The organism is Rhizobium sp. P1_E6 (assembly GCF_056405875.1).
Window position 1 is genome coordinate 24331 of sequence record NZ_JBFUBG010000004.1, and the last position, 24649, is coordinate 48979.

At 60.4% G+C, this 24649-nt stretch carries 28 protein-coding genes; 15 read left to right on the top strand and 13 right to left on the bottom strand.

Annotation, left to right across the window (positions count from 1 at the left end; genetic code table 11):
• Positions 1-17: 17 nt before the first annotated feature.
• Genes AC1D35_RS03935 through AC1D35_RS03950 form a run of 4 tightly spaced genes read right to left on the bottom strand, consistent with a single transcriptional unit; the run spans position 18 to position 3269 of the window.
• Complete coding sequence (locus AC1D35_RS03935; protein ID WP_113310281.1) at positions 18-527, bottom strand: chemotaxis protein CheW; 510 nt, start codon at positions 525-527, stop codon at positions 18-20.
• Positions 524-2578, bottom strand: coding sequence for a chemotaxis protein CheA (locus AC1D35_RS03940; protein ID WP_113310282.1), 2055 nt, complete (start codon positions 2576-2578; stop codon positions 524-526). Before AC1D35_RS03940 ends, AC1D35_RS03935 begins: the two co-directional genes overlap by 4 nt.
• Positions 2575-2943 (bottom strand): response regulator, encoded by a 369-nt coding sequence (locus AC1D35_RS03945; RefSeq protein WP_113296108.1) that lies wholly within the window; start codon positions 2941-2943, stop codon positions 2575-2577. Before AC1D35_RS03945 ends, AC1D35_RS03940 begins: the two co-directional genes overlap by 4 nt.
• Positions 2940-3269 carry an STAS domain-containing protein gene (locus tag AC1D35_RS03950; protein ID WP_113310400.1) on the bottom strand — a complete coding sequence of 110 codons (330 nt, stop codon included), beginning with the start codon at positions 3267-3269 and terminating at the stop codon, positions 2940-2942. Before AC1D35_RS03950 ends, AC1D35_RS03945 begins: the two co-directional genes overlap by 4 nt.
• Positions 3270-3611: 342 nt before the next feature.
• Here AC1D35_RS03950 and AC1D35_RS03955 point away from each other — a divergent pair, with 342 nt between their 5' ends.
• Positions 3612-5366: a chemotaxis protein gene (locus tag AC1D35_RS03955; RefSeq protein WP_477938231.1), complete on the top strand. Its 1755-nt coding sequence runs from the start codon at positions 3612-3614 to the stop codon at positions 5364-5366.
• Positions 5367-5381: 15 nt separating this feature from the next.
• Here the strand turns inward: AC1D35_RS03955 and AC1D35_RS03960 are convergent, their stop codons facing one another.
• Entirely contained in the window at positions 5382-6464 is a 1083-nt protein-coding gene (locus AC1D35_RS03960) for a tetratricopeptide repeat protein (RefSeq protein WP_113310284.1), read from the bottom strand.
• A gap of 10 nt (positions 6465-6474) precedes the next feature.
• On the bottom strand, positions 6475-7128 hold the full coding sequence (locus AC1D35_RS03965) for a thiamine phosphate synthase (RefSeq protein WP_477938232.1): 654 nt from the start codon (positions 7126-7128) through the stop codon (positions 6475-6477).
• 108 nt (positions 7129-7236) lie between these two features.
• Here AC1D35_RS03965 and AC1D35_RS03970 point away from each other — a divergent pair, with 108 nt between their 5' ends.
• Entirely contained in the window at positions 7237-8001 is a 765-nt protein-coding gene (locus tag AC1D35_RS03970) for a sulfite exporter TauE/SafE family protein (protein WP_113310285.1), read from the top strand.
• Positions 8002-8066: 65 nt separating this feature from the next.
• The gene (locus tag AC1D35_RS03975) at positions 8067-8327 is read left to right on the top strand and encodes an ArsR/SmtB family transcription factor (RefSeq protein ID WP_113296103.1); all 261 of its coding nucleotides are present in this window, start codon (positions 8067-8069) and stop codon (positions 8325-8327) included.
• A gap of 151 nt (positions 8328-8478) precedes the next feature.
• On the opposite strand, the gene AC1D35_RS03980 is transcribed toward AC1D35_RS03975, so the two are convergent.
• On the bottom strand, positions 8479-8652 hold the full coding sequence (locus tag AC1D35_RS03980) for a DUF465 domain-containing protein (RefSeq protein ID WP_113296102.1): 174 nt from the start codon (positions 8650-8652) through the stop codon (positions 8479-8481).
• Positions 8653-8882: 230 nt separating this feature from the next.
• Between AC1D35_RS03980 and AC1D35_RS03985 the strand changes: the two genes are divergently transcribed.
• From AC1D35_RS03985 to AC1D35_RS04010, 6 genes are all read left to right on the top strand, one after another.
• Positions 8883-9086, top strand: a complete 204-nt coding sequence (locus tag AC1D35_RS03985; RefSeq protein WP_113296101.1) for a DUF465 domain-containing protein — start codon at positions 8883-8885, stop codon at positions 9084-9086.
• A gap of 16 nt (positions 9087-9102) precedes the next feature.
• Entirely contained in the window at positions 9103-9597 is a 495-nt protein-coding gene (gene purE, locus AC1D35_RS03990; RefSeq protein WP_113296137.1) for a 5-(carboxyamino)imidazole ribonucleotide mutase, read from the top strand.
• Positions 9594-10700 carry a 5-(carboxyamino)imidazole ribonucleotide synthase gene (locus tag AC1D35_RS03995; protein WP_113310401.1) on the top strand — a complete coding sequence of 369 codons (1107 nt, stop codon included), beginning with the start codon at positions 9594-9596 and terminating at the stop codon, positions 10698-10700. Before purE ends, AC1D35_RS03995 begins: the two co-directional genes overlap by 4 nt.
• Positions 10701-10837: 137 nt before the next feature.
• The gene (gene ykgO, locus AC1D35_RS04000; protein WP_007826467.1) at positions 10838-10963 is read left to right on the top strand and encodes a type B 50S ribosomal protein L36; all 126 of its coding nucleotides are present in this window, start codon (positions 10838-10840) and stop codon (positions 10961-10963) included.
• Positions 10964-11062: 99 nt separating this feature from the next.
• Complete coding sequence (locus AC1D35_RS04005; RefSeq protein ID WP_113310286.1) at positions 11063-11680, top strand: histidine phosphatase family protein; 618 nt, start codon at positions 11063-11065, stop codon at positions 11678-11680.
• A gap of 78 nt (positions 11681-11758) precedes the next feature.
• Positions 11759-12808, top strand: coding sequence for an alpha/beta fold hydrolase (locus AC1D35_RS04010; protein WP_113310287.1), 1050 nt, complete (start codon positions 11759-11761; stop codon positions 12806-12808).
• Here AC1D35_RS04010 and AC1D35_RS04015 read toward each other — a convergent pair.
• Both AC1D35_RS04015 and AC1D35_RS04020 read right to left on the bottom strand, forming a co-directional pair.
• Entirely contained in the window at positions 12760-13563 is an 804-nt protein-coding gene (locus AC1D35_RS04015) for an SDR family oxidoreductase (protein WP_113310288.1), read from the bottom strand. The two genes, AC1D35_RS04010 and AC1D35_RS04015, sit on opposite strands and share 49 nt — an antisense overlap.
• The gene (locus AC1D35_RS04020; RefSeq protein WP_113310289.1) at positions 13560-13889 is read right to left on the bottom strand and encodes a nuclear transport factor 2 family protein; all 330 of its coding nucleotides are present in this window, start codon (positions 13887-13889) and stop codon (positions 13560-13562) included. Before AC1D35_RS04020 ends, AC1D35_RS04015 begins: the two co-directional genes overlap by 4 nt.
• 106 nt (positions 13890-13995) lie before the next feature.
• On the opposite strand from AC1D35_RS04020, the gene AC1D35_RS04025 reads away from it, so the two are divergent.
• Together AC1D35_RS04025 and ggt are read left to right on the top strand one after the other, a co-directional pair.
• Entirely contained in the window at positions 13996-14349 is a 354-nt protein-coding gene (locus AC1D35_RS04025; RefSeq protein WP_113296096.1) for a winged helix-turn-helix transcriptional regulator, read from the top strand.
• Positions 14350-14416: 67 nt separating this feature from the next.
• Positions 14417-16159, top strand: coding sequence for a gamma-glutamyltransferase (ggt, locus tag AC1D35_RS04030; protein ID WP_477938233.1), 1743 nt, complete (start codon positions 14417-14419; stop codon positions 16157-16159).
• Between the two features lie 9 nt (positions 16160-16168).
• Here the strand turns inward: ggt and AC1D35_RS04035 are convergent, their stop codons facing one another.
• Positions 16169-16876 carry a hypothetical protein gene (locus tag AC1D35_RS04035; protein ID WP_113310290.1) on the bottom strand — a complete coding sequence of 236 codons (708 nt, stop codon included), beginning with the start codon at positions 16874-16876 and terminating at the stop codon, positions 16169-16171.
• A gap of 151 nt (positions 16877-17027) precedes the next feature.
• On the opposite strand from AC1D35_RS04035, the gene AC1D35_RS04040 reads away from it, so the two are divergent.
• The 3 genes from AC1D35_RS04040 (at position 17028) to AC1D35_RS04050 (ending at position 20292) form a co-directional block, all read left to right on the top strand.
• Complete coding sequence (locus AC1D35_RS04040; RefSeq protein WP_113310291.1) at positions 17028-18089, top strand: helix-turn-helix domain-containing protein; 1062 nt, start codon at positions 17028-17030, stop codon at positions 18087-18089.
• 69 nt (positions 18090-18158) lie between these two features.
• A complete protein-coding gene (locus AC1D35_RS04045; protein ID WP_113310292.1) occupies positions 18159-19133 on the top strand; it encodes a threonine ammonia-lyase in 975 nt (324 codons plus the stop codon).
• A gap of 130 nt (positions 19134-19263) precedes the next feature.
• On the top strand, positions 19264-20292 hold the full coding sequence (locus AC1D35_RS04050; RefSeq protein WP_477851746.1) for an alpha/beta hydrolase family protein: 1029 nt from the start codon (positions 19264-19266) through the stop codon (positions 20290-20292).
• Positions 20293-20347: 55 nt separating this feature from the next.
• Here AC1D35_RS04050 and AC1D35_RS04055 read toward each other — a convergent pair whose 3' ends face one another.
• On the bottom strand, positions 20348-21145 hold the full coding sequence (locus AC1D35_RS04055) for an SDR family NAD(P)-dependent oxidoreductase (protein ID WP_113310294.1): 798 nt from the start codon (positions 21143-21145) through the stop codon (positions 20348-20350).
• Between the two features lie 129 nt (positions 21146-21274).
• On the opposite strand from AC1D35_RS04055, the gene AC1D35_RS04060 reads away from it, so the two are divergent.
• The gene (locus tag AC1D35_RS04060) at positions 21275-22219 is read left to right on the top strand and encodes a GlxA family transcriptional regulator (protein ID WP_113310402.1); all 945 of its coding nucleotides are present in this window, start codon (positions 21275-21277) and stop codon (positions 22217-22219) included.
• Positions 22220-22635: 416 nt separating this feature from the next.
• On the opposite strand, the gene AC1D35_RS04065 is transcribed toward AC1D35_RS04060, so the two are convergent.
• A complete protein-coding gene (locus AC1D35_RS04065) occupies positions 22636-23442 on the bottom strand; it encodes a phytanoyl-CoA dioxygenase family protein (RefSeq protein ID WP_113310295.1) in 807 nt (268 codons plus the stop codon).
• A gap of 226 nt (positions 23443-23668) precedes the next feature.
• Positions 23669-24601 carry a LysR substrate-binding domain-containing protein gene (locus AC1D35_RS04070; RefSeq protein WP_113310296.1) on the bottom strand — a complete coding sequence of 311 codons (933 nt, stop codon included), beginning with the start codon at positions 24599-24601 and terminating at the stop codon, positions 23669-23671.
• Positions 24602-24649 lie beyond the last annotated feature (48 nt).

Genomic DNA, 24649 nt, shown 5'->3' on the forward strand with positions numbered 1-24649 from the left:
TAATGATTGGCCCCCGGCTAGCTGACGGCCCCCGCCGTCTCATGCCTCGATGAGAAAATCGCCTGCAAATTCGGGAGGATGATGAATTCCCCGCCCCGCTTGACCAAGCAATTGATGTAATCCGCGCGCCAGCGCATACCCACGCTTGGCGGCGGTTCGCTGGCGCTTTTCGTCAGCGTCGTCACTTCGTTCACCTTGTCGGTACGCATTCCGACGAGCGTCTGCTCCCCCTGCAGATCGACCTCGATGACGACGATGCGGCTGTCGATCGTCGCTTCCGAGGCTTCCATCCCGAAAGCGAGGCGAAGATCGGCAAGCGGAATAACCTTGCCGCGGAAGTTGATGACGCTGGCGACGAAGGGCTGGCTGCCCGGCACCGCGGTCTCGGGAAGCAGATCCAGGATTTCCTGGACGATGACGGCTTCCAGTGCGAAGGTCTCGCCATTGAGATCGAAGGTCAGAACTTCGACTTCTTCGGCATAATTCCAGTGCTTGTCGAATTTTTCGGCTGTTGCTGCTGTGCTCATCCTGCCACGCGCAATTGCGCCTCCTGTTGCTGACCCGCGGCAACGAGGTGCCCGACGTCAAGAATGAGGGCGACGCTGCCGTCGCCGAGAATGGTGGCGCCAGAGAAGGTCGCCACGTCGTTGTGCAGTTTCGACATAGACTTGATGACCGTCTGGTGGTCGCCGATGATCTGGTCGACCACGAGGCCGACACGTTCGGTGCCTGTCGAAATGACGACCACCTTCTGATGGACGTCCGGCTTGGTGCCGGTGCGGAAGAGATCGCGCAGCCGCAGGAACGGCACCAGACTGTCGCGCAGCGAGATGAAGCTGCGCCCACGCGAGCGGAGGTCTTCTTCCAGCGACAGTTCGAGGCACTCCTCGACCGCCGAGAGCGGGATGACGTAACGCCCGGCGCCGACGCGCACCAGCAGACCGTCGATGATGGCGAGCGTCAGCGGAATGCGCAGCGAGACTTCCGAACCCTGCCCCGGCAGGCTGACGACCTCGATCGCTCCGCGCAGCGCTTCGACCGTCTTCTTGACGACATCCATGCCGACGCCGCGACCGGAGAGATTGGTGATCTGCGCGGCGGTGGAGAAGCCCGGCGCGAAGATGAGCTGCAGCAGTTCCTGATCGGAAAGTGGCTGGCCGGGCGCGATGAGGCCCGAGGATTCCGCCTTGGCGCGAACCCGCTCGCGGTTGATGCCGCGCCCGTCATCCTTGATGGAGATGATGACTTCACCGCCGGACTGGTGGGCAGACAGCGTCACGGTTCCGGCTTCCGTCTTACTGGCAGCAAGACGTTCGGCAGGCGGTTCGAGGCCGTGGTCGATCGAGTTGCGGACGAGGTGGACCAGCGGGTCGGCGAGGCGTTCGATGACGGTCTTGTCGACTTCGGTGGTCTCGCCTTCCGTGACGAGTTCGATGACCTTGCCGGTTTCGCGGGCGAGATCGTGGACGAGGCGGCGGAAGCGCGAGAAGAGCGTTCCGACCGGCACCATGCGCAGCACCATCATCGTGTCACGCAGTTCTCCGGAGAGGCGTTCGATTTCTTCCGAAACCGAGCGCAAGGCGATGTCCGAGCTGGAGCTTGCCAGCTGGCTGAGGCGCGACTGGGCGATGACGAGCTCGCCGACGCGGTCCATCAGCTCATCGAGACGTTCTGCCGGGACACGGACGTTTTCCTGCGCCTTTGCCTGGGCTGCGGCCTGGGCAGGCGCGGGCGTTTCGCGCTTTACCGGAACGGCCTCGACCGGGCGGAACTCCGAAGCAGCGGCTGGAGCCGGTGCAGCGAGTGCTGCGGCGACTGGAGCAGCAGCTACATCCTTTCCTGCCTCGGCCGGCGCGGCCTGCGGACCGGCGATTTCCTGAACGTCGAGCTGCATGTCATCCATGACGAAGATAAAAACGTCGTCGATGGCAGAACGGTCCTGCTCGCTCGTCAGAACAACATCCCATGAAACATAGAGTTCGGTCGGGACCAGATCATCGAGCGGCGGAATGCCTGATGTGTTTGCACGAACTGTGCATTCGCCGAGATCGCGCAGTTCATCGAGAAGGCCGAGCGGATTAGTGCCGTTCGCCATGGAATTCGCCGGTAGGCTGAAACGGATGCGCCAGGTCGTCGTCTTCTTGGCAGGAGCCGCGGCTGCGACAGCGGATGTTGCAGGCGCGGCAGCCTCCTTGGCCTCGGCCTTGCCGCCGACGGCCGCCTGGAGCTGGGCAAGCAGCTTGTGGCCGGTATCGCCGTGATCGGCATCGGGCTGTTCGACGAGCGCCCGCATGTGATCCTGCGCGGCAAGAACGGCGGCAACGAGCTCGGCGGTTGCCGGAACTTCACCCTTACGGACACGGTCGAAGGCCGTTTCGCAATGATGGGTGAAAGCGGCAAGCTGCTCGAAACCGAACATCGAGCCCGAGCCCTTCAATGTATGAAGGCCGCGGAACACCGCGTCGACGAGATCCTTGTTTTCGAGGTCGTGGTTAAGGTCGAGAAGGCCGGCTTCGATCGCCTCGAGGCATTCGGCCGCTTCGGTACGGAATACTGCGACTGGATCGAGCGAGCTCATCTGCCAAGCACCTTCTTCACGATCTTTACGAGATTTTCCGGATCGAACGGCTTGGTAAGCCAGCCGGTGGCACCCGCAGCCTTGGCACGCGCCTTCAGATCCGCATCGGATTCCGTCGTCAGGAAGATGATCGGCACACCGGCCTGGGCGGGCAGCTTCCTTAGTTCCTCGATCATCGTCAGCCCGTCCATGACCGGCATGTTGAGATCGGTGACGATCAGGTCGAAATTGCCGCTCTTGGCGGTTGCCAGGCCCTCGGCGCCATTGACGGCTTCGGTGACCGCGTAGCCTGCATTGGTCAGCGTAACCTTGGTGGTCAGCCGAATGCTGGCGGAATCGTCAACGGTCAGGATGTTTGCGCTCATAACGTCACCTCTTCATGCAACCAGAACTTCTTGTCTTCTTGATCGAAGGCCTCGGTAAATCCGGCGCGCTCAAGGACCTTGAGAAGCGAACCGCTGGCCGGAGCCGAAAGGGTAAAAGTCTTGCCTTTGGCCCTTGCCTGACGGCGGGCGGCTTCGATGAGCTGGAGAGAACTCAGATCCGCTTCCGTGTTTTCGGGAAGACTTAGAGTAATTGTATTATTGTCACGAAATTGATCAATAATCTTCGCGTATACTTCTGAAACATTACGGATGTTCAGAACTTCCGGAAGAGATATAGATTCACAATATTGCACCTGAGTATCCAACGCAGCCTCCAGGGTCGGAGAAATACTTAACGACCATAAAAGGATTCTCATGACAGCCTTAACAGCGCGTAAACGGCGGTTGTAGGAAGTGCAATTAACGCGAGTCCCGACTCCCTGAATTATCATCCAAGATAATTTATACTGAAGCCTTCTCATATTATAAAATACCATATAAAAACAGATAGATAGATAGATGTCCATGGAGGGCTTATCAATTCTTGCCGAATGCCTTCATAGGTTGTTAAGCACAACGTCTACGAGTCTGTGGCGTTTACCTGCCATTTCCATCCTGCGCGTAAAAATAGAGTCAAATTGCCTGTGTTTATAAGTAAAGGTACAAAAGTGACAAACGCGAYGGCATCGGCACAGACTGCGCTCTATGCATCAGGTTCGGATATAAGTCAGACTCTGGAATCGGCTCGTTCCCAGGTCGAGGAACGCTTCCTCGAAGGTGGCACCGTCCTGTTATCAGTCATGGATGTCMTCAATCGTCTTTTGACGTCGTTGGACCAGATCACCAGGGCACTGGACAACAATGAGGCGAGTGACACCAGCGCCGATCTCAATGCGACCGTCCAGAACCTGATCGAGCTTCCGGGGGCGGAACAAAACCGCCAGCAGGCACTGACGGCACTTGCCCAGACAGGTTCGGAACTGCACCGGCATGTCGCGGATATGCAGGAAACAATGCGTTATCTGCGCACCTTTGCGGTCACGGTGAAAATAACAGGCGCCGGCCTCGCCGAATTTGCGGGTTTCGCTCAGGAAATTCTCGAACGCATCTATTCAGGGACCGACGAAGTCAATCGCTTTGCCACCCATCTCGACAGTCTGCAGAAGGAGGTCAAGCTCGCCCTGTCCTTCGGCTATAATCTCGCCAAGAACTATGCCGATACCGTTCCCGCTGTCGCCAGGGCGCTCCAGGACGACGCAAAGAAGATTGCCGATCACCGCCAGAATCTCGGAGCGATCGCCCGCGACGTAGGTGCCATCGCCCGTGGTGTGCAGAGCAAGGTTGCATCCACGCTTTCTGCATTGCAGATCGGCGATATCACCCGTCAGCGCATCGAGCATGTACAAAGCACCTTTTCGCTGCTGCAGGATTTCTTCGCGAGCGAAGACGGCGCCAAACTTAATGCCGATGCACGCAAGCGCCTGATGAACGTCATCCATCACCTGACTGCTGCGCAGATGGCGGACATGTGCACGGATTTCCAGCGGGATTCCCGCAATGTCGTGCAGACCATCGCGAGCTTCAGCCAGGATACGCAGGGAATTCTGAGATTGCGCGACCAGATGAGCGGTCGGAGCGACGGCAGCGACGGCAGCGACGGCAATTTCATGCGTGCGCTGGAATCCAGCGTCTCGGCCGCCCACGAGATCGTCAAGCAGGTCGATGCCGCAAGCCGTCAGGCCGACCAGGTCAGCCAGTCGACGCTCGGCACCGCCGCGACGCTTCTGCACTCCATCGAGGCGATCCGCGCGGTCAAGATCGATATCCACTATATGGCGCTGAACACCAACCTGCGCTGCAGCCGCCTCGGCGAAGAAGGCAAGTCGATCAACGTTGTCACGGGCGAATTACGCATCTTTGCCGGCAAGCTCGATGATTCAGCCGATGCCATCGTCAACGGCCTGCCAGCGCTCGAAGCCTCGGCCGGACGCGTTGCTCCTGCAGGCAGTGCCAAGAACGGCGGCCTTGCCGAAAGCCTCACCTCGGCCGTCGGCACGATCCGCTCCGCCGCCAACCTGATGGAAGACGAGCTCAAGGTGCTTGCCGAACATGGCCGCGAGGTCGCGACCAAGATCAACCTGCTGATCGGCAAGCTCGATTTCCAGCACGATCTCGGCGACGTGCTCGCCCGCTGCGCCGACGTGCTGGAAACCGTGGCCGGCGACCAGATCGCCGATATCTCCGACATTGCCGAAGCGATCGCCCCGCTCGACCGCAAGATCTTCAAGCTCTACACCATGGTGCAGGAACGCAATGTCCATCGCGACATCATTCCCCCCACCGAGGAAACCGCGGCAGCCGCGCCTGTTGAGCCGCAAAAAGCCCAGAGCGACGAAGATCTGTTCGAGGACGCGCTTTTCTAAGGCAAGGCCCGCGCGTCAGTTGGTCCGGCGGAACTTGTTTGCCGCCTCGATCGCCGCCTTCTGCTGATCGTCCTCGATACCGAGGTAGAAATCCTCGAGCAGCGGATCGGTCAGGCCTGCCCGCCGCGACAACACGTACCATTTCGCAGCCTCGATCGGGTTGGGCGGCGTGCCCAGCGCATTGATGTAGAGATGTGCGAGCTTATTTTGTGCAACGACATTGCCGCGGTTGGCGGCAAGCTTCAGCCATTCGAAGCCGCGCACATAATCCTTCGGCCCGCCGATGCCGTTAACCAGCCAGATACCCATGTCGAGCTGCGCCGTATCGAACCCCGCGCGCGCAGCGCGCGCCAGCCACTCGCGGGCCAGAAGCTTCTTTTCGTCCGGCAGATCGGAAAGCTTCTGGTAGATCTGCGCGACTGCATATTGCGCATCGGCGACGCCCTGTTCTGCCGACTTCTCATAATAAGGCAAGGCGAGCTTCAGCCCCTTGTCGCCGGGATTGTCGGCAACGAGCGTCTGCGCCCAGTTGAATTCGGCAGACGGATTGCCCCCATCAGCCGCCTTGCGCATGAATTCGTCGGCCTTCGCCTTGTCGCGCGTGACGTTGTTGCCCTCCATGAGAAGCAGGGCATATTTAAACATGGCCGAGGGATCGCCGCCCTCGGCTGCCTTGCCGTACCAGAAGGCTGCGTTCTTCATGTCCCGCTTGACGCCGAGCCCCTGCGACAGGATTTCCGCGATCAAAGTCTGGGCAGCCGGATCGCCGAGCTGTGCCCGCGGCAGCGCCTTGTCCATGGCGGTCAGGTAATAGCCGCGCTGATAGGCGCCGAACGCCTCGTCGATCTGTCCCTTATATTCCTTTTCAGGCGGCAGGTCGGGTAGCTTCGCACCCATGCGATCAAAAACCCCGACGCCATCGGATGGAATGGTGCCGTCGGGCGGTTGCGGCCGGTCGGTGCGGAATGTCTGGCTCGGAGTTGCGGAGGGTTCGGTGATCGCTTCATTCGCCTGCGCCAGCACGAATTCCGGTTGGACCGCCAACAGGGCGGTCATGCAGAGGAGAGCGCATCTCGAAAGTCGGGCGGGGATCGGCATAAGCGCGATATCAATCCTCAAACCGTGGCGCTTTTTCGTCAAGCAACGCATTGATCTGAGCCACGATCGACCGCGCCTGTGCCGGCTCGGCAAACACGCCCATGTGCATCGCGACGAACTCTGCTCCGGTCTCGGCAACGGCAAGCGCGGAAGCAGGATCAGTGCCGCCCATCACGATGCACGGGATTTCGATCATCGAAGCCCACCACTCGGCAAGCGCCAGGTTCTTCGGATGCGCGTCCGGCTTGATGTCGCCGTCGAGCTTGCCAAAGAAGATGTAGTCTGGCCGTTCCTCGCCCACGGCCAGCGCCGTGTGCCGGTCGGCCGCATTGCCGCCGCCGACGATCAGCTTGTCTGCATAACGATCGATTGCATCGGCAATCTCGCTTGCCGGTCCGGTGATGTGCAAGCCATCGGCCTTCGAACGGCCGACCACGCGGCTGTCGCCGGCGATGAGAGCCGCAGCTCCCGCGTCCTGGATGATGGGTACGAGCTTCTCGGCATGTTTCTGGAAGCTGCCGTCATCCAGATCGTATTGCGGCAGAATGACGGACGCGATATCGCCACCGTCAAGCGCATCGGCGACGATTTTTGCCCGCTCATCGGCATCGGCGATGTCGGGTACAACAAGGACAAGGCGGYAGCGATTTTCCGGTTCGGTCATGAAGTCTTTCCATCTGCGGCGGTTTTTCCAGCTCTATGGCGGATCCGCACTCGTTTTGAGTGAGTAATTCCGATAGAGGGGGCTTGCAAGGGGAGGAGCTTCAAAAGCGTGCCGCAAGATCTGTCATTCTACTACGCCGCAATCCCGGCTGTCATCCTGATCGGGCTTGCCAAAGGCGGGATGGGCGACGCTTTGTCGCTGATCGGCCTTCCCTTTCTCGCCCTCGTCGTCGCACCTGTCGAAGCCGCCGCGATCCTGCTGCCCATCCTCGTCTTCATGGACATGATATCGCTGGTGATCTGGCGCCAGCATGGCGACTGGACGACGCTGAAGATCATGCTGCCGGGGGCTATCCTCGGCATCGCCTTCGGTTGGGCTACCTCCGCCCTCGTGCCCGGCTATGTGCTCCGGATTCTCATCGGTGCCGTCACGGTGGCCTTCTGCCTGCGTTACTTCTGGAACAATTTCGGCCCCGGCAAGGGAAAGATCATGCCGCCGCGTCTCCAGCGCCCGGTGCTGGCGAGCCTATGGGGTACGTTTTCCGGCTACGGCAGCTTCGTCGCCCATGCCGGCGGCGCGCCCTTCCAGATTTACGCCCTGCCGCTCAAACTGCCGCCGAGGGAGTTCATCGGCACGAGCGTGCGCTTCTTCGCAATTCTGAATGCCGTAAAACTCGTTCCCTATTTCGCGCTCGGCCAGCTCGACACCCGCAATCTCTTGGCTTCCGCAACGCTCCTGCCCTTCGCCCCTCTGGCAACGATTACCGGCGCGTGGTGTGTACGGCGCATGAAGCCGGAGATATTCTATCCCTTCATGTATGCCATGGCGCTGATCGCGGCTTTTCTGATCCTGCACGAAGGCATACTCGAATAGGTTTCCGTTCCATTGCGATGCACAATTTCCTTGCTGGAAAGGCCTGTTTGACGTAGCTTTTTGTCATGTCGAACGCGGACCCCTTCACTGCGATTGCCGATCCGAACCGGCGGTTTCTGCTGGAAGAATTGCGGCGCGCGCCAAAGACGGTCAATGAGCTCGCCGAGGGCCTGCCGATCAGCCGCCCTGCCGTGTCGCAACACCTGAAGGCACTGCTTGAAAGCAACCTCGTTTCCGTGACCTCGGAAGGCACGAAACGCATCTACACGGTCAATAACCGCGGCTTCGATAAGCTCAATCTCTGGCTGGATCAGTTCTGGGCCTGAAGGCACCTCTCGTGAAAACGCCAGCCCGATGCCGCATGCATGGGACTGGCGCTTGATCTCGGTTAATCACCGGGTCTTGCTTGATTGTCTGGAAAATTGCGGGGTTTCACCTTTTCTTGCGCAAGACTGATGTCCGGCGATCCTGGAAAGATCAATGGACGGATGACTTGAGACGCTCGATCTCGTCCTTAATACGCAGCTTACGGCGCTTGCATTCGGCAAGTTCAGTATCGGAAATAGAGGGAGATGTTCTCAGGACATGCAACTCTTCCTCGAGAGCAACATGCTTTTTCTGGAGCGATTCAAGATGAGCTTGAACAGTCATTTGACCCTTCCTTCCTCTTACCTCTCCCCAGCCATCCATCGCTGGAGATCCAAGGTGTCAACCAGCGGACTGTGACACATTTTTGAAGGCTTGTCGAAGGCCAAAAGATGGAGACTAAGCGGCAAATTCATGATCAACACTAACTTCCCGTTACCTCTATTTGGTGATAGGAGCTTGCGGAAATTATCGGCAGACCGGACAAGGTCCGAAGACGACTATGGGGAATATTAATGGCCGATCAGGAACAGGCGGAAATCAGGCTCATCGTGGCGCGTCTGCGTCAGGAGCACGAGGATTACGACGCCGCGATCAACGCCATGATTGAAACCGGCTGCGATGCCCTGCGCGTCCAGCGCATGAAGAAGAAGAAGCTGGTCATCAAGGACAAGCTCTCCAAGCTGGAAGACCAGATCATCCCTGATATCATCGCCTGAAGGAACGATTTTGACGATAACAGACAGACCGCCAGTCGCCATTATCATGGGTAGCCAGTCCGACTGGGAAACCATGAAGAATGCTGCCGATACGCTGGAGGCGCTGGAAATCGAGTATGAYGCGCGTATCATCTCGGCTCATCGCACACCCGACCGACTCGTAACCTTCGCCAAAGGCGCGCGTGCCGAGGGCTTCAAAGTCATTATCGCAGGTGCAGGCGGCGCGGCCCATCTTCCGGGCATGACGGCAGCCATGACGCCGCTGCCGGTCTTCGGTGTGCCGGTCCAGTCCAAGACAATGTCCGGTCAGGACAGCCTGCTTTCCATCGTACAGATGCCGGGCGGCATCCCCGTCGGCACGCTTGCCATCGGCAAGGCCGGCGCGATCAATGCGGCCCTTCTTGCCGCTGCCGTGCTTGCCCTCTCCGACGATGAAATCGCCGACCGCCTCGATGAATGGCGCGAGCGCCAGAGCGCCTCCGTCGCCGAATATCCGATGGACGATCTCTGATGGTGAGAACGATAGGCATTATCGGCGGCGGTCAGCTCGGCCGCATGCTTGCCATGGCCGCGGCCCGGCTGAATTTCCGCACGATCATCCTCGAGCCACAGGCCGACGGCCCCGCCGCTCAACTCGCCAACCGGCAGATTGTCGCCGCCTATGACGATGCGGCAGCCCTCGCCGAACTGGCCGAGCTCTGTGACGTCGTGACCTACGAATTCGAGAACGTGCCGGTTGCAGCTGCCGAAAAGCTGGCAAAGAGCGTGCCTGTCTATCCGCCGGCGAAAGCACTGGAAGCCGCGCAGGACCGTCTCGTCGAAAAACGCTTTATCAATGATTGCGGCATCCCGACCGCACGTTTCCATGCCATCGACAGCCAGGCCGATCTCGAATTGGCACTGAAGGATTTCGGCGGTCAGGGCGTGCTGAAGACCCGTCGTCTCGGTTATGACGGCAAGGGCCAGAAGGTATTTCGTTCCCCGGCCGACAGCTCTGACGGCGCTTACGCAGAGCTCGGCTCGGTGCCGCTCATCCTCGAGAGCTTCGTCGCGTTCGAACGCGAGGTCTCGATCATCGCCGCTCGCGCCACCGATGGCACCGTGCTCTGCTTCGATCCTGCCGAAAACGTCCACCGCAACGGCATCCTTCATACATCGACCATACCGGCGGCAATCTCGGCTGCCACCGCCGACGCGGCGCGCAAGGCTGCCGAACAGATTCTCGCCGCGCTCGATTATGTCGGCGTCATCGGCATCGAGTTCTTCGTGCTGGCCGATGGCAGCCTGATCGTCAACGAGATGGCGCCGCGCGTGCACAATTCCGGCCACTGGACGGAAGCTGCCTGCGTCGTCTCGCAATTCGAGCAGCATATCCGCGCCGTTGCCGGCCTGCCGCTCGGCAATCCCAGGCGGCATTCCGATTGTGTGATGCAGAACCTGATCGGTGATGATATCCTTGCAGTTCCGGACTGGCTGAAGCACGACGACACGCTGGTGCATCTCTACGGCAAGACCGAGTCGCGCCCTGGCCGGAAGATGGGTCATGTGACCACGCTGACGGGTAAAGCATCCGGAGCACTGCCCGGGATATCGCCTGAAAACCACGGAAAATAACCTTCACGTGGTTGACACAAGAAAGAGGCCGGGTTATCTGCTCCCCCACCTAAAGAGCGCGCCCAGCTGGCGCGCTTTTGATTGTTAAAAGACACGGGCGAATGTGAATTCCCCCAGAAACATCGCGGATCAGAAAAATGAAGATCAAGAATTCGCTCAAGTCGCTCAAGGCGCGTCATCGTGACAACCGTCTCGTTCGCCGCAAGGGCCGCATCTACATCATCAACAAGCAGAACCCGCGCTACAAGGCTCGTCAGGGCTGATTGCGCGTATCCGGTTTGCCTGCCCTCAGGCGGGCATATCGGTTGGTCGCTTCGGTGATCACGCCAAATTTGTTTGATCTTCTGCGATGGCGGGCTAATATGTCCGCCATGCGTTTTTTTGCTTTGACCTCAGCGGCGCTGCCGCTTGCCCTCACCCTGTTCGCTCCTGCTCTCCCCGCTATGGCTCAGCAGAAGAACGTTATCGTCGAACAGCCGGCCGATTCCGATTCGTCTCCAAAGCAGCGTCTTGACCGGCTCTATGGGCAGTTGAAGCGTGAGCGCGACCCCGACAAGGCAAGCGGCATCGCCAATCAGATCCGCATGGAATGGAACGATTCCAACAGCGCGACGATCAATCTCCTGATGCAATGGGCCGACAAGGCGATCGAGGAAAAGCGCAATCCGGCAGCGCTCGATTTTTTGGATGAAGCCATCGCCTTGAAACCGGCCTATGCCGAAAGCTGGAACCGGCGTGCAACGCTGAACTTCGTGCTCGGCAACTATCGCAAATCGATGGCCGACATCGAACAAGTGCTGAAGATCGAGCCCCGTCATTTCGGCGCCCTGTCGGGCATGGCGGCTATCCTCGCCACCACGGGCAATGACCAGATTACCCTCAAAGCCTGGGAGCGCGTCCTGGATGTCTACCCCGCCGATCGCACCGCGCAGGAGCAGATCGGCACGCTCTCGGAAAAGCTTGCCGGGAGCCGCACCTGACAAATCCGGCGCGCACTTGACGGCGTAAGAAGACGCACGATCTTAGCTCGATGATATGGTCACTGTGCGGTTGAAGCCATGCTTACCGAAGTCTCTGCCCTTCTCGCTCCCATCGCTGCGGCCATTGGCTATTCCTCCTACAAGGCCCGCCAGTTCGAACATGCCTGCCCCAATATCGGCGAACTGACCGATATTGGCGGCTATCGCATGAATGCCGTACATGTTCCGCGCCCCGACACCGCCGATCTACCGCCCCTGGTCTTCATTCATGGCGCAAGCGGCAACTTGCTGGATCAGACCGGCGCATTCCGCAAACCCCTCGAAGGCCGCGCCGAGATGCTCTTCGTCGATCGCCCCGGTCATGGCTATTCGGAACGCGGCGGGCCGGAAAATGCCCTGCCTTCAGGTCAGGCCGACGCCATCGCCAGCCTTATGGAAAAGCGAAGTGTCAAAAGAGCTGTTGTCATCGGCCATTCCTTCGGCGGCGCGATTGCCGCGGCGTTCGGCGTCCGGCACCCGGACAAGACGGCAGGTCTCCTGTTCCTGGCACCGGCCACCCATCCTTGGCCCGGCGGCATCGACTGGTATTATCACGTCGCCACTGCACCGATCATCGGCTGGCTGTTCAATCATGCGGTCGTCGTGCCTCTCGGCCTGCGGCGGCTGGAGCGCGGCACGGTGAACGTCTTCCGTCCCAATCCCCGGCCTGCCGACTACATAGCCAGAACCGGCCCGTCGCTGGTGCTGCGGCCACGCGCCTTTTACAACAATGCCGTCGACTTCAAACGGCTCCACGAATATCTGACGGCCAACGCGCAGCACTATTCCGAGATCGCCGCGCCGACGGTCATCATCACCGGCGACAAGGACGAGATCGTCTGGGAGCACCTGCATTCGCGGGGACTGGCGCGGGACATCAGGGGATCCGAACTCATCACGGTCAAAGGCGTCGGCCACAAGCCGGATTACCTTGCGACCGACGTCGCCATTGCCGCTTTGGAGAAGATTGCCGGCAGGCCGCGCGACCTTGCGGCATTCGCCCGCAAGGCGGAGGAGCGGATGGCCGGCTCTTCCATCGATCAAACCGTCGGAACGGTGCCGCCGTCGATCGTATATTCCGCACCATGAATGGAAGCGGCGCGGGGCGAGGCCAGGAAGGCAACGAGCTCCGCCACCTCTTCCGGGCGACCCGGCCGGCCGATCGATATGCCGCCGAGTGAATCCATCAGCAGTTTGCGACCGCCATCCTCGTCGGTGCCGGCCTCCTCGGCGATACGCCGGATCAGCGCCGTGGCGGCCGTGGTTTCGATGAAGCCAGGTGCTATGGCATTCACCCGAACGCCCTTCGGGCCAACCTCTTTCGACAATCCCTTGCTGTAATTCGACAATCCGGCCTTGGCCGCCGCGTAAGCGAGCGTCGCTTCATACAGGGGCAATCGTCTCTGGATCGAGGAGATATGAATGATGACGCCGTGGCCGCGCTCGATCATGCCGGGCAGAAATACCCGGTCGAGGCGTACCGGCGCCATCAGATTGGCATTCACGTCTGCCTGCCAGTGCTCATCCGTCAACGCGGCAAAACCGCCACTTGGTGCCGATGAACCACCGACATTGTTGACGAGAATATCGAGACCGTCGAAGGCCTCAAGCACCCTCGACGCGACTGCGTTCACGCCTTCCGCCGTGCTGATATCGGCCTGAACGAAGAGCGTCGGCACTTGACCCTCGGGGAGCGGCGAGCGTGCAGTCGTCGCGACCTTCGCGCCGCCTGCGGAAAGTCGCCGCACAATCGCTTCGCCCATGCCCTTCGTACCGCCGGTAACAAGAACACGCTTGCCGCTGAACTCGGTCGGGTCGAACGATAAAGCCGGTGCGACCATCATGGGTTGATCTCCAGATGCGTGATGGCGTCGCCGGAAAGCGTGAAGTGATAATATAGGGTGACAGGGCTGCCCGGAAAATTGCCGGCGACCAGCGCAGCTACAACCGGTTTATCAGCGTCGCCGGAAATCTCCCTGGGATCGACCGTCACACCATATTTGCGCGTCGTCTCCTCCATCCATTCGCGGATTTCGATATGACCGCGCCTGTCCTCGCCCTCATCGTGCACGATGGCATCTGCTGCAAAGCAGGCAAGCATGCTCTCGACATCCTTCTGATTCTTGGCGGCGTAATAGGCGGCCATCGGTTTCGGAAGCTCTATACTCATTCGGAAACTCCTGTTCGGTTGCTCCGCGAAAAGAATGGGCATAGGCTTACCAGATGACAAGAACCTACAAAAAAGTCAGGTACTTACCTGAAAGTAAGGTACTGCGATGACACCTTATTCCGCCGCAACCGGCGTCGAGAACGTATTGAAGATTCTGGAAGGGCGCTGGAAGCTCATCATTCTTTTCCACCTATTCGGCGGCAAGGTGCTGCGCTTTTCCGATCTCGAACGGGCCATACCTGCCATCTCGCAGAAGATGCTGATCCAACAACTTCGCCAGATGGAAAATGACGGCATCGTGCTGCGCATTGTCCATCATCAGGTGCCGCCCAAGGTGGAGTATCGCCTGACTGACTGGGGCCAGGCCCTTTGCCCTGCTTTGGACGCCCTTTTGAAATGGGCGGCCTTGAAGGACAAGGACCTGACCGGCATGGTCTTCATTCCTGAAGAAAGCCTCTGACTTCAACATTGCCGGCTGCAGCCGCGACGCCATATCTTTCCCATCGCCGTCCTTCGAGGGGAAATTCATGGACCGCCATCACAGACAATACATCGCCATTCTCGCCACCATCTCGCTTTGCCTCGCGCCATTGCCGGCCTTTGYCGCTTCGCCCGCGCCCGTCGAGGCTGAACATGGCATGGTCGTGACTGCCCAGCATCTGGCAACCGATGTCGGCGTCGACGTGCTCAAAAGCGGCGGCAATGCTGTCGATGCCGCGGTCGCGGTCGGTTATGCGCTTGCTGTCGTCTATCCGACGGCCGGCAATCTCGGTGGCGGCGGGTTCATGACGATCCGCCTGAAGGACGGACGCACGACCTTCCTCGATTTCCGCGAACGCGCACCACTCGCCGCTACCAAGACCATGTATCTCGATGCCAAGGGCGATATCGTTCCCCGCGCCAGCCTCGACGGCTATCTCGCCATCGGCACACCGGGTTCTGTCATGGGCTTCGAGACCGCACGCGAGAAATACGGCACGAAGCCCCGCGAGGAACTGATCGCGCCAGCCCTAAAATATGCGAAAGACGGCTTCGCGCTGGAACAGGGTGATACGGCAAGCTTTGCCGGCGGCGCCAAGCGGCTCGCCAAGGATGAAGAGGCCGCAAAAATATTCCTGAAGCCCGGCGGCAGCCCCTACTCACCCGGTGAAAAACTGGTGCAGCCGGACCTTGCCGCCGTCCTGCAGTCGATCTCCGAAAAAGGCAGCGACGCCTTCTATAGGGGCGCACCGGCCGATGCGATCGTCAAGGCGAGCCAGGCCAAGGGCGGCATCCTCGCCAAGGAAGATTTCGAGCAGTACAAGGTGCGGGAACTGAAGCCGATCGAATGCAATTACCGCGGCTATGACATCATTTCCTCGCCGCCGCCCTCCTCCGGCGGCGTCATCATCTGCGAGATCCTGAACGTCCTCGAAGGCTATCCGCTCTCTTATCTTGGCTATGGATCGGCCGAAGCCGTGCATATCATGGTCGAGGCCATGCGCTATGCCTATGTTGACCGCAACGCCGCGCTCGGCGATCCTGACTTCATCGACAATCCCGTCTCCAAGCTGCTGGACAAGAGCTACGCCAAGGAAATCCGCTCCAAAATCAATCCTTACAAGGCGGGTACTTCGGCCAATCTGAAGCCGCTCGGCGGCAAGGAAAGCACGGAGACGACGCATTATTCTGTTGTCGATGACGAGGGCAATGCCGTCGCCGTGACCTATACGCTGAACGGCTCCTTCGGCGCCGGCGTGGTCGCTCCCGGCACCGGGGTGCTGCTCAACAACGAGATGGACGACTTCACCTCCAAGCCCGGCGTCCCGAACCTCTATGGCCTTGTGCAGGGCGAGGCCAATGCCATCGCACCGAAGAAGACGCCGCTTTCTTCCATGAGCCCGACGATCGTCACCAAGGATGGCAAGCCCTTCATGGTGATCGGCAGCCCCGGCGGCTCGCGCATCATCACCATCACGCTGGAAGCGATCCTCAACGTTGTCGATTTCGGCATGGACATCAGTCAGGCGGTCAACGCCCCGCGCATCCATCACCAATGGCAGCCGGACACCGTCTACCTGGAGCCCTTTGCGCTCTCTCCGGATACCGAAAAGGCGCTTGCGGAGATGGGTTACAAGCTCGATGGCGGCAATGGTGCTCCGGTCTGGGGACAGGCCGCCGGCATTCTCGTTGGCGGCAAGAGCCTCGCGGCAATCGAGAAGGGCGGCGGCGCTCGCTATAATGGCGCAATGGACAACCGCGCGACCGAAGGCTCAGCCAACGGCTATTGAACAGCCGCCTCAGCGGATCCTGACCCGAACGAAATCGCCGTCGATCTCGACGCGCGGCATGGCACCCGGCACGCTCGGCTGCATGGCATCGACCCAGGAAGCCTTTGCCGTCACCTTGTAGTCCACAGGTACACTGTCTCCGAACCCGAGATAGGCGTCCAGTGCACGAGCGCGGATCGTTACGTTCTCGTCCGCTTCGACTCTGTCGAAATCAAGGGAAGCCCTGACCGCATCGGCGCGGATATCGACACTTCCGGCATGTCCATCGAGGGTGATATCTGCTGCCTTTCCGGCGATGACAAGGTCGGAGAAATGGCCATTGAGCTTGGCCGAGAAAGCATTCTGGTCGATCCTGAGGGCTGCACCCGCCGGCACGTTGGCATTGACCTCGATCATGCAATCGGACGGATCCAGCCAGGACGATGCGGCGATGTCGATATGCAATATCGTTCCTTCGACCCTCATATCGCTGTTGTCGCGGCAATCGGCAAAGTACCAGCTCGAATACCAGGATGAGAACCAGCCCTTCCGTCGCCCGCTGAGTGACGCGCCATAGGGCTGGTCACTTCGCGTGGTGATGTTGATCGAGCTTGCATCACCGCTGATGGCAACCGCCCGCACACCGGAAAGATCGGGAATYGCAGCCGTCGATACCTTGTCCGGCAGAGCGGAAACGGAGGCAGCCAGAAACACCGGCATCACAAGAAGAATGATCATCGAAATCCGTCCATGAATGAAGCCCTCCCGTCGAGGACACTTTCAGGATGGATTTTCTGGCATCATTTCGAGACCTCGATCACGATCCGGGTCGACCGCGAACGCAATCGGGTTCATTCTGAGGCCGATTGCTCCTATCCGGATATTACCGATGATCTTCGTTCCCCTACCCTTCGTCGTGGCTCTGCTGCTTGCCATCCTGCTGATCCGCATGCTGCGGCAGGGGGACGGATTGTTCGCCGAAAAGCGGCCTTTCCTGCTGCTGATCGGGTTCTACATCCTCCAATCCGTGATCATCGGCATCCGCTGGGGTTACGACATAATCGAGATCATGCCGTTGCAGTCGATGATGGCGACATTGATCGCGGCCCTCGCCTGGGTTTGCTTCAAGGGGCTCGCCATGGAAGAGCAGCCCACCCTTGCCAGTTTTTGGCCGCATCTTCTGCCGACGGCCGCAATCGCTATCTTCATCGCCCTCTATCCCGAACCGATCAGCCTTGCCATCATCCTGATCTTTCTCGGCTACGGCGCCGCCCTGCTCTGGCTTGCCCGACATGGCCCGGATGCGCTGGTATCCTCCCGCCTCGATGGCGCCGTGCTCTCCTACCGTTCGCTGCAGATCACCGGCTTTGCCCTCATCGCCTCAGCCATCACCGATGTCATCATCAGCTTCGACTTCACCAAGACCGGCGGCATCCATGCCGGCGCCATCGTCGCACTCGGCAACGTTATCGCGCTGCTGATCCTCGGCACCGCCGCTTCGGTGGCAAGCGGCGGCAGCAGTGTCGAAGCGACATCCGCCGAGCCGCCTCCACCGCCACCGGCAACGGAAGAAGACGGGGCCGTCGCCGATGCCCTCGATACGCTGATGCGCGTCCGTCAGCTCTATCGCGATCCCGATCTCAATCTGACCCGTATCGCCCGCAAGATGAACTTGCCCGCCCGGCGCGTCTCCACGGCCGTCAACCGCATCCACGGCATGAGCGTCTCGCAATATGTGAACGACTTCCGCATTCGCGCCGCCTGCGAGCAACTCATCGGCACCGATCATCCGATAACGCAGGTGATGTTCGACTCCGGCTTCATCAGCAAGTCCAACTTCAACCGCGAATTCGCGCGCATGAATGGCGAAAGCCCGTCCCAGTTCAGAAAACGGCGCGTCCCGCGGGAATCGGGTGGCGCGGCGTCCAATGTCATATTCATGTCACCGTGACAAAGTCGCCGTTCACAAGCAAAGATGCGCGCTCTATGCATGAGCGGCATTCAGCAAAAAGAGATTCCCATGGCTTCCATTGAAATGATCGTTGCCGCCCGGGCTCGCCTGCGCGGTCATGCGCGGCGCACGCCGCTTCTCTCCTCCCCCTTCCTCGATGAAATCGCCGGCCGGCGGCTGTTCGTGAAGGCCGAATGCCTGCAGCATTCCGGCTCCTTCAAGTTCCGCGGCGGCTGGTCCGCCGTCTCGGGCATCGATCCCGAACTGCGCAAGAAGGGCGTCATCGCCTTCTCCTCCGGCAATCATGCTCAGGGTGTGGCACTTGCCGCACGCATGCACGGTATCCCCAGCGTCATCATCATGCCGAGCGATGCGCCGAAGCTGAAGATTGCCAATACACGCGCCTTCGGCGCCGAAGTGGTGCTCTATGACCGCGCCAACGAAGACCGCGACGAGATCGGTGCGAGACTTTCGGCCGAACGCGGGCTGACGCTCATCAAGCCTTTCGACGAACCGCTGGTCATTGCCGGCCAGGGCACGACCGGGCTGGAAATCGCAGAACAAGCGGAGGAGGAAGGCGTCAGGAACGCTGAAGTCCTCGTTCCCTGCGGCGGCGGCGGCCTGAGTTCGGGCATCGCCCTGGCATTGGAAGCAAGTGCGCCGGGCTTCCGCGTCCGTCCCTGCGAACCAGAAAACTTCGACGACACCACGCGGTCGCTTGCATCGGGCAAGATCGAGCGCAACGCCACCTTGAGCGGGTCAATCTGCGACGCGATCATTACGCCACAGCCGGGCAATATCACCTTCCCGATCCTCAAGCGTCTGGCCGGACAGGGTGTCGTCGTGACCGACGATGAGGCATTGCGCGCCGTGGCCCTCGCCTTCACCCGCCTCAAGATCGTCGTCGAGCCGGGCGGGGCCGTTGCCCTTGCCGCAGCACTTTTCCATGGCGATCAACTGGATAGCGATACGACGATCGTTGTCACGTCAGGCGGCAATATCGACGCCGACGTCTTCACCACAGCGCTGGAACGCTTCGGCTAAGAGCCGATAACCGMCCGAAGACCCCGATCGCGATCGGTAACGACCTCAATCGTGATCGGGGTCTCGCTTACCTCGGAAATAGCGAAACCTCGTCTTGCCGTCATGTGGCGGTCTTCGTTCCGAGGTTTCCATGAGACATCTTCTCTCCCTGCTGCTGTCGGCCTGCATCCTCGCCACCAACACCCCGGCCCATGCGGCCGACACAATTGGCCTGTCCTTCCTCTCGGTCGCCGTGCCGGAACGCGGCGGTGTCATGGACGTCACGCTCTGGTATCCGGCGACGGCGGGCGGAACGCCTATCCTCATCGGCGACAGCCCGCTTTTCAAAGGCGAGGCAGCCCAGCACGACGCACCTCCCGCTGCGGGCAGTCACCCCTTGATCCTGTTTTCCCATGGCGGTCTGAAATCCGGACCGTTCATCGGCGCCTGGATGGCGTCGCGCCTCGCATCCAAAGGCTTCGTGGTGGCGATGATGCGCCAACCAGATCCGGAGACGATGACGAGCGAGGAGAGCCTCCACGAAATATGGCTGCGGCCTGCCGATCTCTCGGCGGCGCTGACGGCGATCGAGAAGAACGGCTCACTGCCTGTCCAGATAGACCGTAGCCGCGTCGGCGTGCTGGGCTTCCTTGTCGGCGGAACGTCTGCACTCTCCCTCGCAGGCGGTCGCCTCGATCCGGAAAGCTTCGCACGCTCCTGCGACAGCGACGGCACGGGCGTCGACTGCGCCGAATTCGCCGGCGCCGGCATTGATCTTCATTCCATCGATCCGCAAAATATCGCTCGCTCTCATCTCGATCAGCGGGTGAAGGCAGCTGTCATCGTTGATCCTGAATTCGGCGCGAATTTTGCACCCGACAGCCTCAAGCGCATATCGATCCCGGTGCGGCTCATCAATCTCGGCACACCGGCGAAGATCTGGCCTGGGCTGCGCGCATCGGGCCTGAAGAGCGCTATACCTGGCGCGCACTTCGATCTCGTCACCGATGCTTCGCAATACAGCGCCTTCAGCGAATGCAAGCCGTCGGGCGCCCCCATCCTTCGGGAAGAAGGCGAAGAGCCTCTCTGTGACGATCCCGAGAGAACGAGCCGGACGGTCATCCACGATCGCCTCGCAGAGAATGTCGCAGCGGCCTTCCGCGCGGATCTCCCCCAATAGAAAACATCGTCCGCAGCGACCTGCCGCGGACGATGTCGTTCCCGATCGATCGTCTTCAGGCGATCTTGTAGCGCGGAGCCGGAGCCGAACGCGACAGGTTCGGCATCAGCGCCTGGCGGGCCTGTTCATAGGCAGCAAGCAAGCCGGCATCTTCGAGCGCCGGGATCGTAGCAAATTCACCCTCGGCAAGACCTGCCAGCGAAGCATCGACCATGTTTTCCGCCGACATGACGATCTCGCCCGGCAGATGTTCAACCGGCGTGCCGGCGATGCCCCAGAATTCCGTGGCCGTAGCGCCCGGCAATACGGCCTGGACACGGATATTCTTGTCGGCAAGCTCATGCTTCAGCGACTGGCTGAAGGCCAGCACGAAGGCTTTCGTGCCACCATAGACACCGTTCAGGACCTCGGGCGCGATCGCCACGATCGAGGCGATGTTGATGATCGTCCCACCACCACGGGCAACGAGGCCTGGCGCGGCGGCATAGGTCAGCCGCGTCAGGGCGGTCACGTTGAGTTCGATCATCTCCTGCATCTTGTCGATGTCGGAGTTGAGCAACGGTGCGGTGCCGCCGAAGCCGGCATTGTTGACCAGCAGGGTGATGCTCTGATCTTCCTTCAGGACCTTCTCGACCTTCGCGAGATCATCCTTCTTGCCGAGATCGGCGGAAATCGTTTCGACCGTGCGGCCCGTTTCATCGGTCAGCCGGCTTGCCAGCGCCTTCAGCCGCTCAGTGTTGCGGGCGACGAGGATGAGGTTATAGCCCTGCTGTGCCAGCCGGTGCGCGTAAACAGCGCCGATGCCCGACGATGCGCCCGTAACCAACGCCGTACCCTTATGTTCATGTGCCATGATCGTTTCTCCGTCTCATGCGCCGGCCCGATTGCTTGCGCTTGAGGAGAGTTTTAGGCTCAATTGCGGATGACCCAAATGTCATATATACCACTTTTTAGGACATCCTCTTTTCAGGACATGATGACCATGCAGCAAATCGCTTTCCTGCTCTTTCCCGGCTTTCAGATCATGAGCCTTGCCGCAGTCTCGGCCTTCGAATTCGCCAATATCGAACTCGGCGAGAAGGCCTATGACATCCATTATCTCTCCGAGACCGGCGGCCCGATCGCCAATTCGCTCGGCATGGTCATGGAGACGGAGGCTTTTGGCGATCCCGGCTTCGATACGCTGATTGTCGCTGGCGCGCCTGATATCAAACTGCCTAACAAGGCTGAGGCGGATTTCATTCGCGCCGCACTTCCCGCCACCCGCCGCCTCGCCTCGATCTGCACCGGCGCCTTCCTGCTTGCCGATGCCGGCATTCTCGACGGCCGGCGTGCCACGACCCATTGGTATCTCGCCCGCGAGCTGCAGAATCGTTACCCCGAGATTCGGATGGAAGAAGACCGCATCTACATCATCGATGGTTCCGTCTGGACCTCGGCGGGCATGACGGCGGGTGTCGATCTGGCGCTCGCAATGGTCGAGAAGGATCATGGCCTGGAGATCGCCCGCGCCGTTGCCCGCAAGCTCGTCGTCTACCATCGCCGCGCCGGCGGTCAGTCGCAGTTTTCCGCCCTTTTGGAGCTGGAGCCGAAATCCGACCGTATCCAGAAGGCACTCGCCCATGCGCGCAGCAATCTGAAATCCACGCTCTCGGTGGAGGAACTGGCCGAGGCCGCGCATCTGAGCCCCCGTCAATTCAGCCGTGCCTTCCGCGCCGAAACGGGCCAATCACCGGCAAAAGCGGTCGAGAACCTGCGGCTGGAGGCGGCCCGCCTGATGATGGAACAAGGCCGCCATCCGATCGATACCGTCGCCCGCGAAACCGGCTTTGCCGATCGCGAGCGCATGCGTCGCGCCTTCCTGCGCGCCTTCGGCCAGCCGCCCCAGGCGATCCGCCGGGCAGCACAGCAAGAACTGCAGGCGTGATGTAATCGGCAAAATTGGATGTATCCTCTCCAGCCGCGACGAGGGTGGAGGAGGTGGCGGAGGTTAAATGCGTTTTTCCAAGAGTCGCCGTAAGCGTCGCTACACCAGCTCCATAAGTACCGGAATAAGTGGCTTCCGGCAGGTTTGCCCAAATAACCTCCGCCACCTCCTCCACCCAATTTAAATCAATATATATATCAACATGTTAAGCCGGAGGAGGCAACCTCCGCCGAACCTCCTCCATTAAAGGTGAACCTCCGCCACCAAGCCCCCGTTTGAGCACAAAATGGCGCCCTCTTCTTGTATCAGAGCATCTTGCGGCGGAGGTTCCCTGAAGTGGAGGAGGTTCCGATACGAAGCAACCTCCTCCACTCCTGTCGTGCCGCGCAAAGCTACGCAGCGTTTTACGACACGCCTCAACCTTGCTGGAGCGCCCTGCGGATGACGATTTCGACAGGCGAATAGGCGCCGTCCTCACGCACAAGCTTCAGCGGCTCCGCTGGCGAAAGACCGGGTTGGGCCATGAAGCGCGGCTCCTTGCCGCGATGCATCTGCGCCGCATGGATGAGGAACGGATGGCACAGATAAACCGTGCCCGCCTGCCCCGTCGCCAGAGCAAGCGGTCTGTCCTCGCCGACATGCTCCAGCCACAGATGCGCCATGCCCGCTTCGCCGGCCGGCTCCAGCATCCTTGCTACATCCTTATGCGATCCCACCCGGATCCGCGTCGGCGCGTCTTCTTCGCCGACATCCGAGAACAGGAACAGCATCAGGAGTGCCCGCCCGCGCGAGGTGATGTTCACCCGCCAGGCGGAAAAATCCCGCTGCTCATTCGGGTTGCCTTCATCTCCCGGAAAGCTCAGATCCACATGCCAGCCGGCATCACCCGGATCATCAGGATGCGGAAAACGAACCGGGAAACTGCCGAGGCCGTTGCGCGGCTCCCAGCGCCCCTTGCCGACGAGCTGATCGAAAGCCGAATGCAGCACAGGCGTGTTGACCGCTGTCTCGAACGGGCCGCCGCCATAGCCGGCAAGCCGGACGACCGGCTGCACCCAGCTTTTAGGATCCTCGGGGTCGAAGGGAATATCCCGCCACATGATGGCGCGGGCTTTCGCGGCCACGTCGCGGGGAAAAGCATCATCGATCCGCACGAAGCCGTCTTCGATGAACTGCTCGATCTGCTCGGCGCTGAGCGCCGGCGGGTAACCAGTAGATGTCATGAAATATCTCTCTATCGCCAAACCCTGCCGGCATTGTCCATTGGCCGGATGCGGGGTGGTTACAATCCAAGGCAACGCGCCAGCCAATCGGCTGGTGAAGCGGCCGCATCTTCCTTTGCCCGAAGGCAGAGCCTTAGAGGCTCAAGAAGAAGACCGTAGCGATGTTGAGAGCGATCATTTTCATAGTCACGAAAGGCTATCGGCTTCAGCAGGAAGCGTCAACACTTCACCCGACCCTTCGCAATCCTCTCTCATGATCGGACGGCATGGAAACATCCCTCACCGCTTCATGCACCGACTGTAGCACCAGCTCAGCCAGCCGCGCCGTTGCGGCATCGGGCTCGGCCTCTGCCCGATGCAAGACCAGCCCGAGTTTCGGCAATTCCGGCAGGCCCGCTTCGCCCGGTGCCAGCATCCGCACCTTGGCAGGCAGTCCGATCGGCGTACGCACGGTGATACCCAGTCCCGCCGCGGTCGCAGCCCAGAGACCGCCGAGGCTCGGACTGACGAAAGAGAGCCGCCAGGAAATGCCGGCTTCGTCCAGCACCTTCGTCGCGGCATTCCTGAGCAGGCAGGGCGCTTCGAGCGAAGCAAGCGGCATCGGCTCGCCACTTGCCCTCGTCCATGCCTGCAGGTCATTTGCCGGGCCGATCCAGCGCATCGGCACATCGGCGATATGCTCACAATGCGCGGTCAAGGTGCCGACGCTCCAGGCAAGCGCGAGATCGAGCTTGCCTGTCGTCACGCGTTCCAGAAGCTCGGCATTGCGCACCACGCGCGCTTCGATGCGCACCTTCGGGTGTGCCCGCGCGAAGCGTCCGAGCACCTCGGGAAGCAGGTTCTCGCCAAAGTCCTCCTGCAGGCCGAGCCGCACCCAGCCTTCCAGCTCGACACGCTGAACTGCCGCCACCGCCTCGTCATTCAGTTCCAGTAGCCGCCGGGCATAGGCAAGCATCGTCTCGCCGGCCTCCGTCAGCGCCAGCCCGCGTCCCGACTTGCGAAAGATCGGCGTGCCGGCCTGCTCCTCCAGCTTCTTGAGCTGCGCACTGACGGCGGATGTCGATCGTCCCAGCCGATCCGCCGCCCTGGCGAAATTGCCGAGATCCATGCCCGTCGCAAAGGTCCTCAGCACATCCAGATCGAAGGTAATCCGCCTCATCCAATGATCCCAATTTTCAGGATTATAAGTCCATAAAATTCTGATTTT

Bases quoted from the DNA above. Each gene is read 5' to 3' on its own strand.
- AC1D35_RS04055 (WP_113310294.1), bottom strand. From the start codon at position 21,145: ATGGCACATGAACATAAGGGTACGGCGTTGGTTACGGGCGCATCGTCG.
- AC1D35_RS03985 (WP_113296101.1), top strand. From the start codon at position 8,883: ATGGCCGATCAGGAACAGGCGGAAATCAGGCTCATCGTGGCGCGTCTG.
- AC1D35_RS04020 (WP_113310289.1), bottom strand. From the start codon at position 13,889: ATGAGTATAGAGCTTCCGAAACCGATGGCCGCCTATTACGCCGCCAAG.
- AC1D35_RS03960 (WP_113310284.1), bottom strand. From the start codon at position 6,464: ATGCCGATCCCCGCCCGACTTTCGAGATGCGCTCTCCTCTGCATGACC.
- AC1D35_RS04005 (WP_113310286.1), top strand. From the start codon at position 11,063: ATGTCCGCCATGCGTTTTTTTGCTTTGACCTCAGCGGCGCTGCCGCTT.
- AC1D35_RS03945 (WP_113296108.1), bottom strand. From the start codon at position 2,943: ATGAGCGCAAACATCCTGACCGTTGACGATTCCGCCAGCATTCGGCTG.
- AC1D35_RS04065 (WP_113310295.1), bottom strand. From the start codon at position 23,442: ATGACATCTACTGGTTACCCGCCGGCGCTCAGCGCCGAGCAGATCGAG.
- AC1D35_RS04015 (WP_113310288.1), bottom strand. From the start codon at position 13,563: ATGATGGTCGCACCGGCTTTATCGTTCGACCCGACCGAGTTCAGCGGC.
- AC1D35_RS04060 (WP_113310402.1), top strand. From the start codon at position 21,275: ATGCAGCAAATCGCTTTCCTGCTCTTTCCCGGCTTTCAGATCATGAGC.
- AC1D35_RS04045 (WP_113310292.1), top strand. From the start codon at position 18,159: ATGGCTTCCATTGAAATGATCGTTGCCGCCCGGGCTCGCCTGCGCGGT.
- AC1D35_RS03940 (WP_113310282.1), bottom strand. From the start codon at position 2,578: ATGAGCTCGCTCGATCCAGTCGCAGTATTCCGTACCGAAGCGGCCGAA.
- ykgO (WP_007826467.1), top strand. From the start codon at position 10,838: ATGAAGATCAAGAATTCGCTCAAGTCGCTCAAGGCGCGTCATCGTGAC.
- AC1D35_RS04070 (WP_113310296.1), bottom strand. From the start codon at position 24,601: ATGAGGCGGATTACCTTCGATCTGGATGTGCTGAGGACCTTTGCGACG.
- AC1D35_RS04025 (WP_113296096.1), top strand. From the start codon at position 13,996: ATGACACCTTATTCCGCCGCAACCGGCGTCGAGAACGTATTGAAGATT.
- AC1D35_RS04010 (WP_113310287.1), top strand. From the start codon at position 11,759: ATGCTTACCGAAGTCTCTGCCCTTCTCGCTCCCATCGCTGCGGCCATT.
- AC1D35_RS03980 (WP_113296102.1), bottom strand. From the start codon at position 8,652: ATGACTGTTCAAGCTCATCTTGAATCGCTCCAGAAAAAGCATGTTGCT.
- AC1D35_RS04050 (WP_477851746.1), top strand. From the start codon at position 19,264: ATGAGACATCTTCTCTCCCTGCTGCTGTCGGCCTGCATCCTCGCCACC.
- AC1D35_RS04040 (WP_113310291.1), top strand. From the start codon at position 17,028: ATGATCTTCGTTCCCCTACCCTTCGTCGTGGCTCTGCTGCTTGCCATC.
- AC1D35_RS03935 (WP_113310281.1), bottom strand. From the start codon at position 527: ATGAGCACAGCAGCAACAGCCGAAAAATTCGACAAGCACTGGAATTAT.
- AC1D35_RS03975 (WP_113296103.1), top strand. From the start codon at position 8,067: ATGTCGAACGCGGACCCCTTCACTGCGATTGCCGATCCGAACCGGCGG.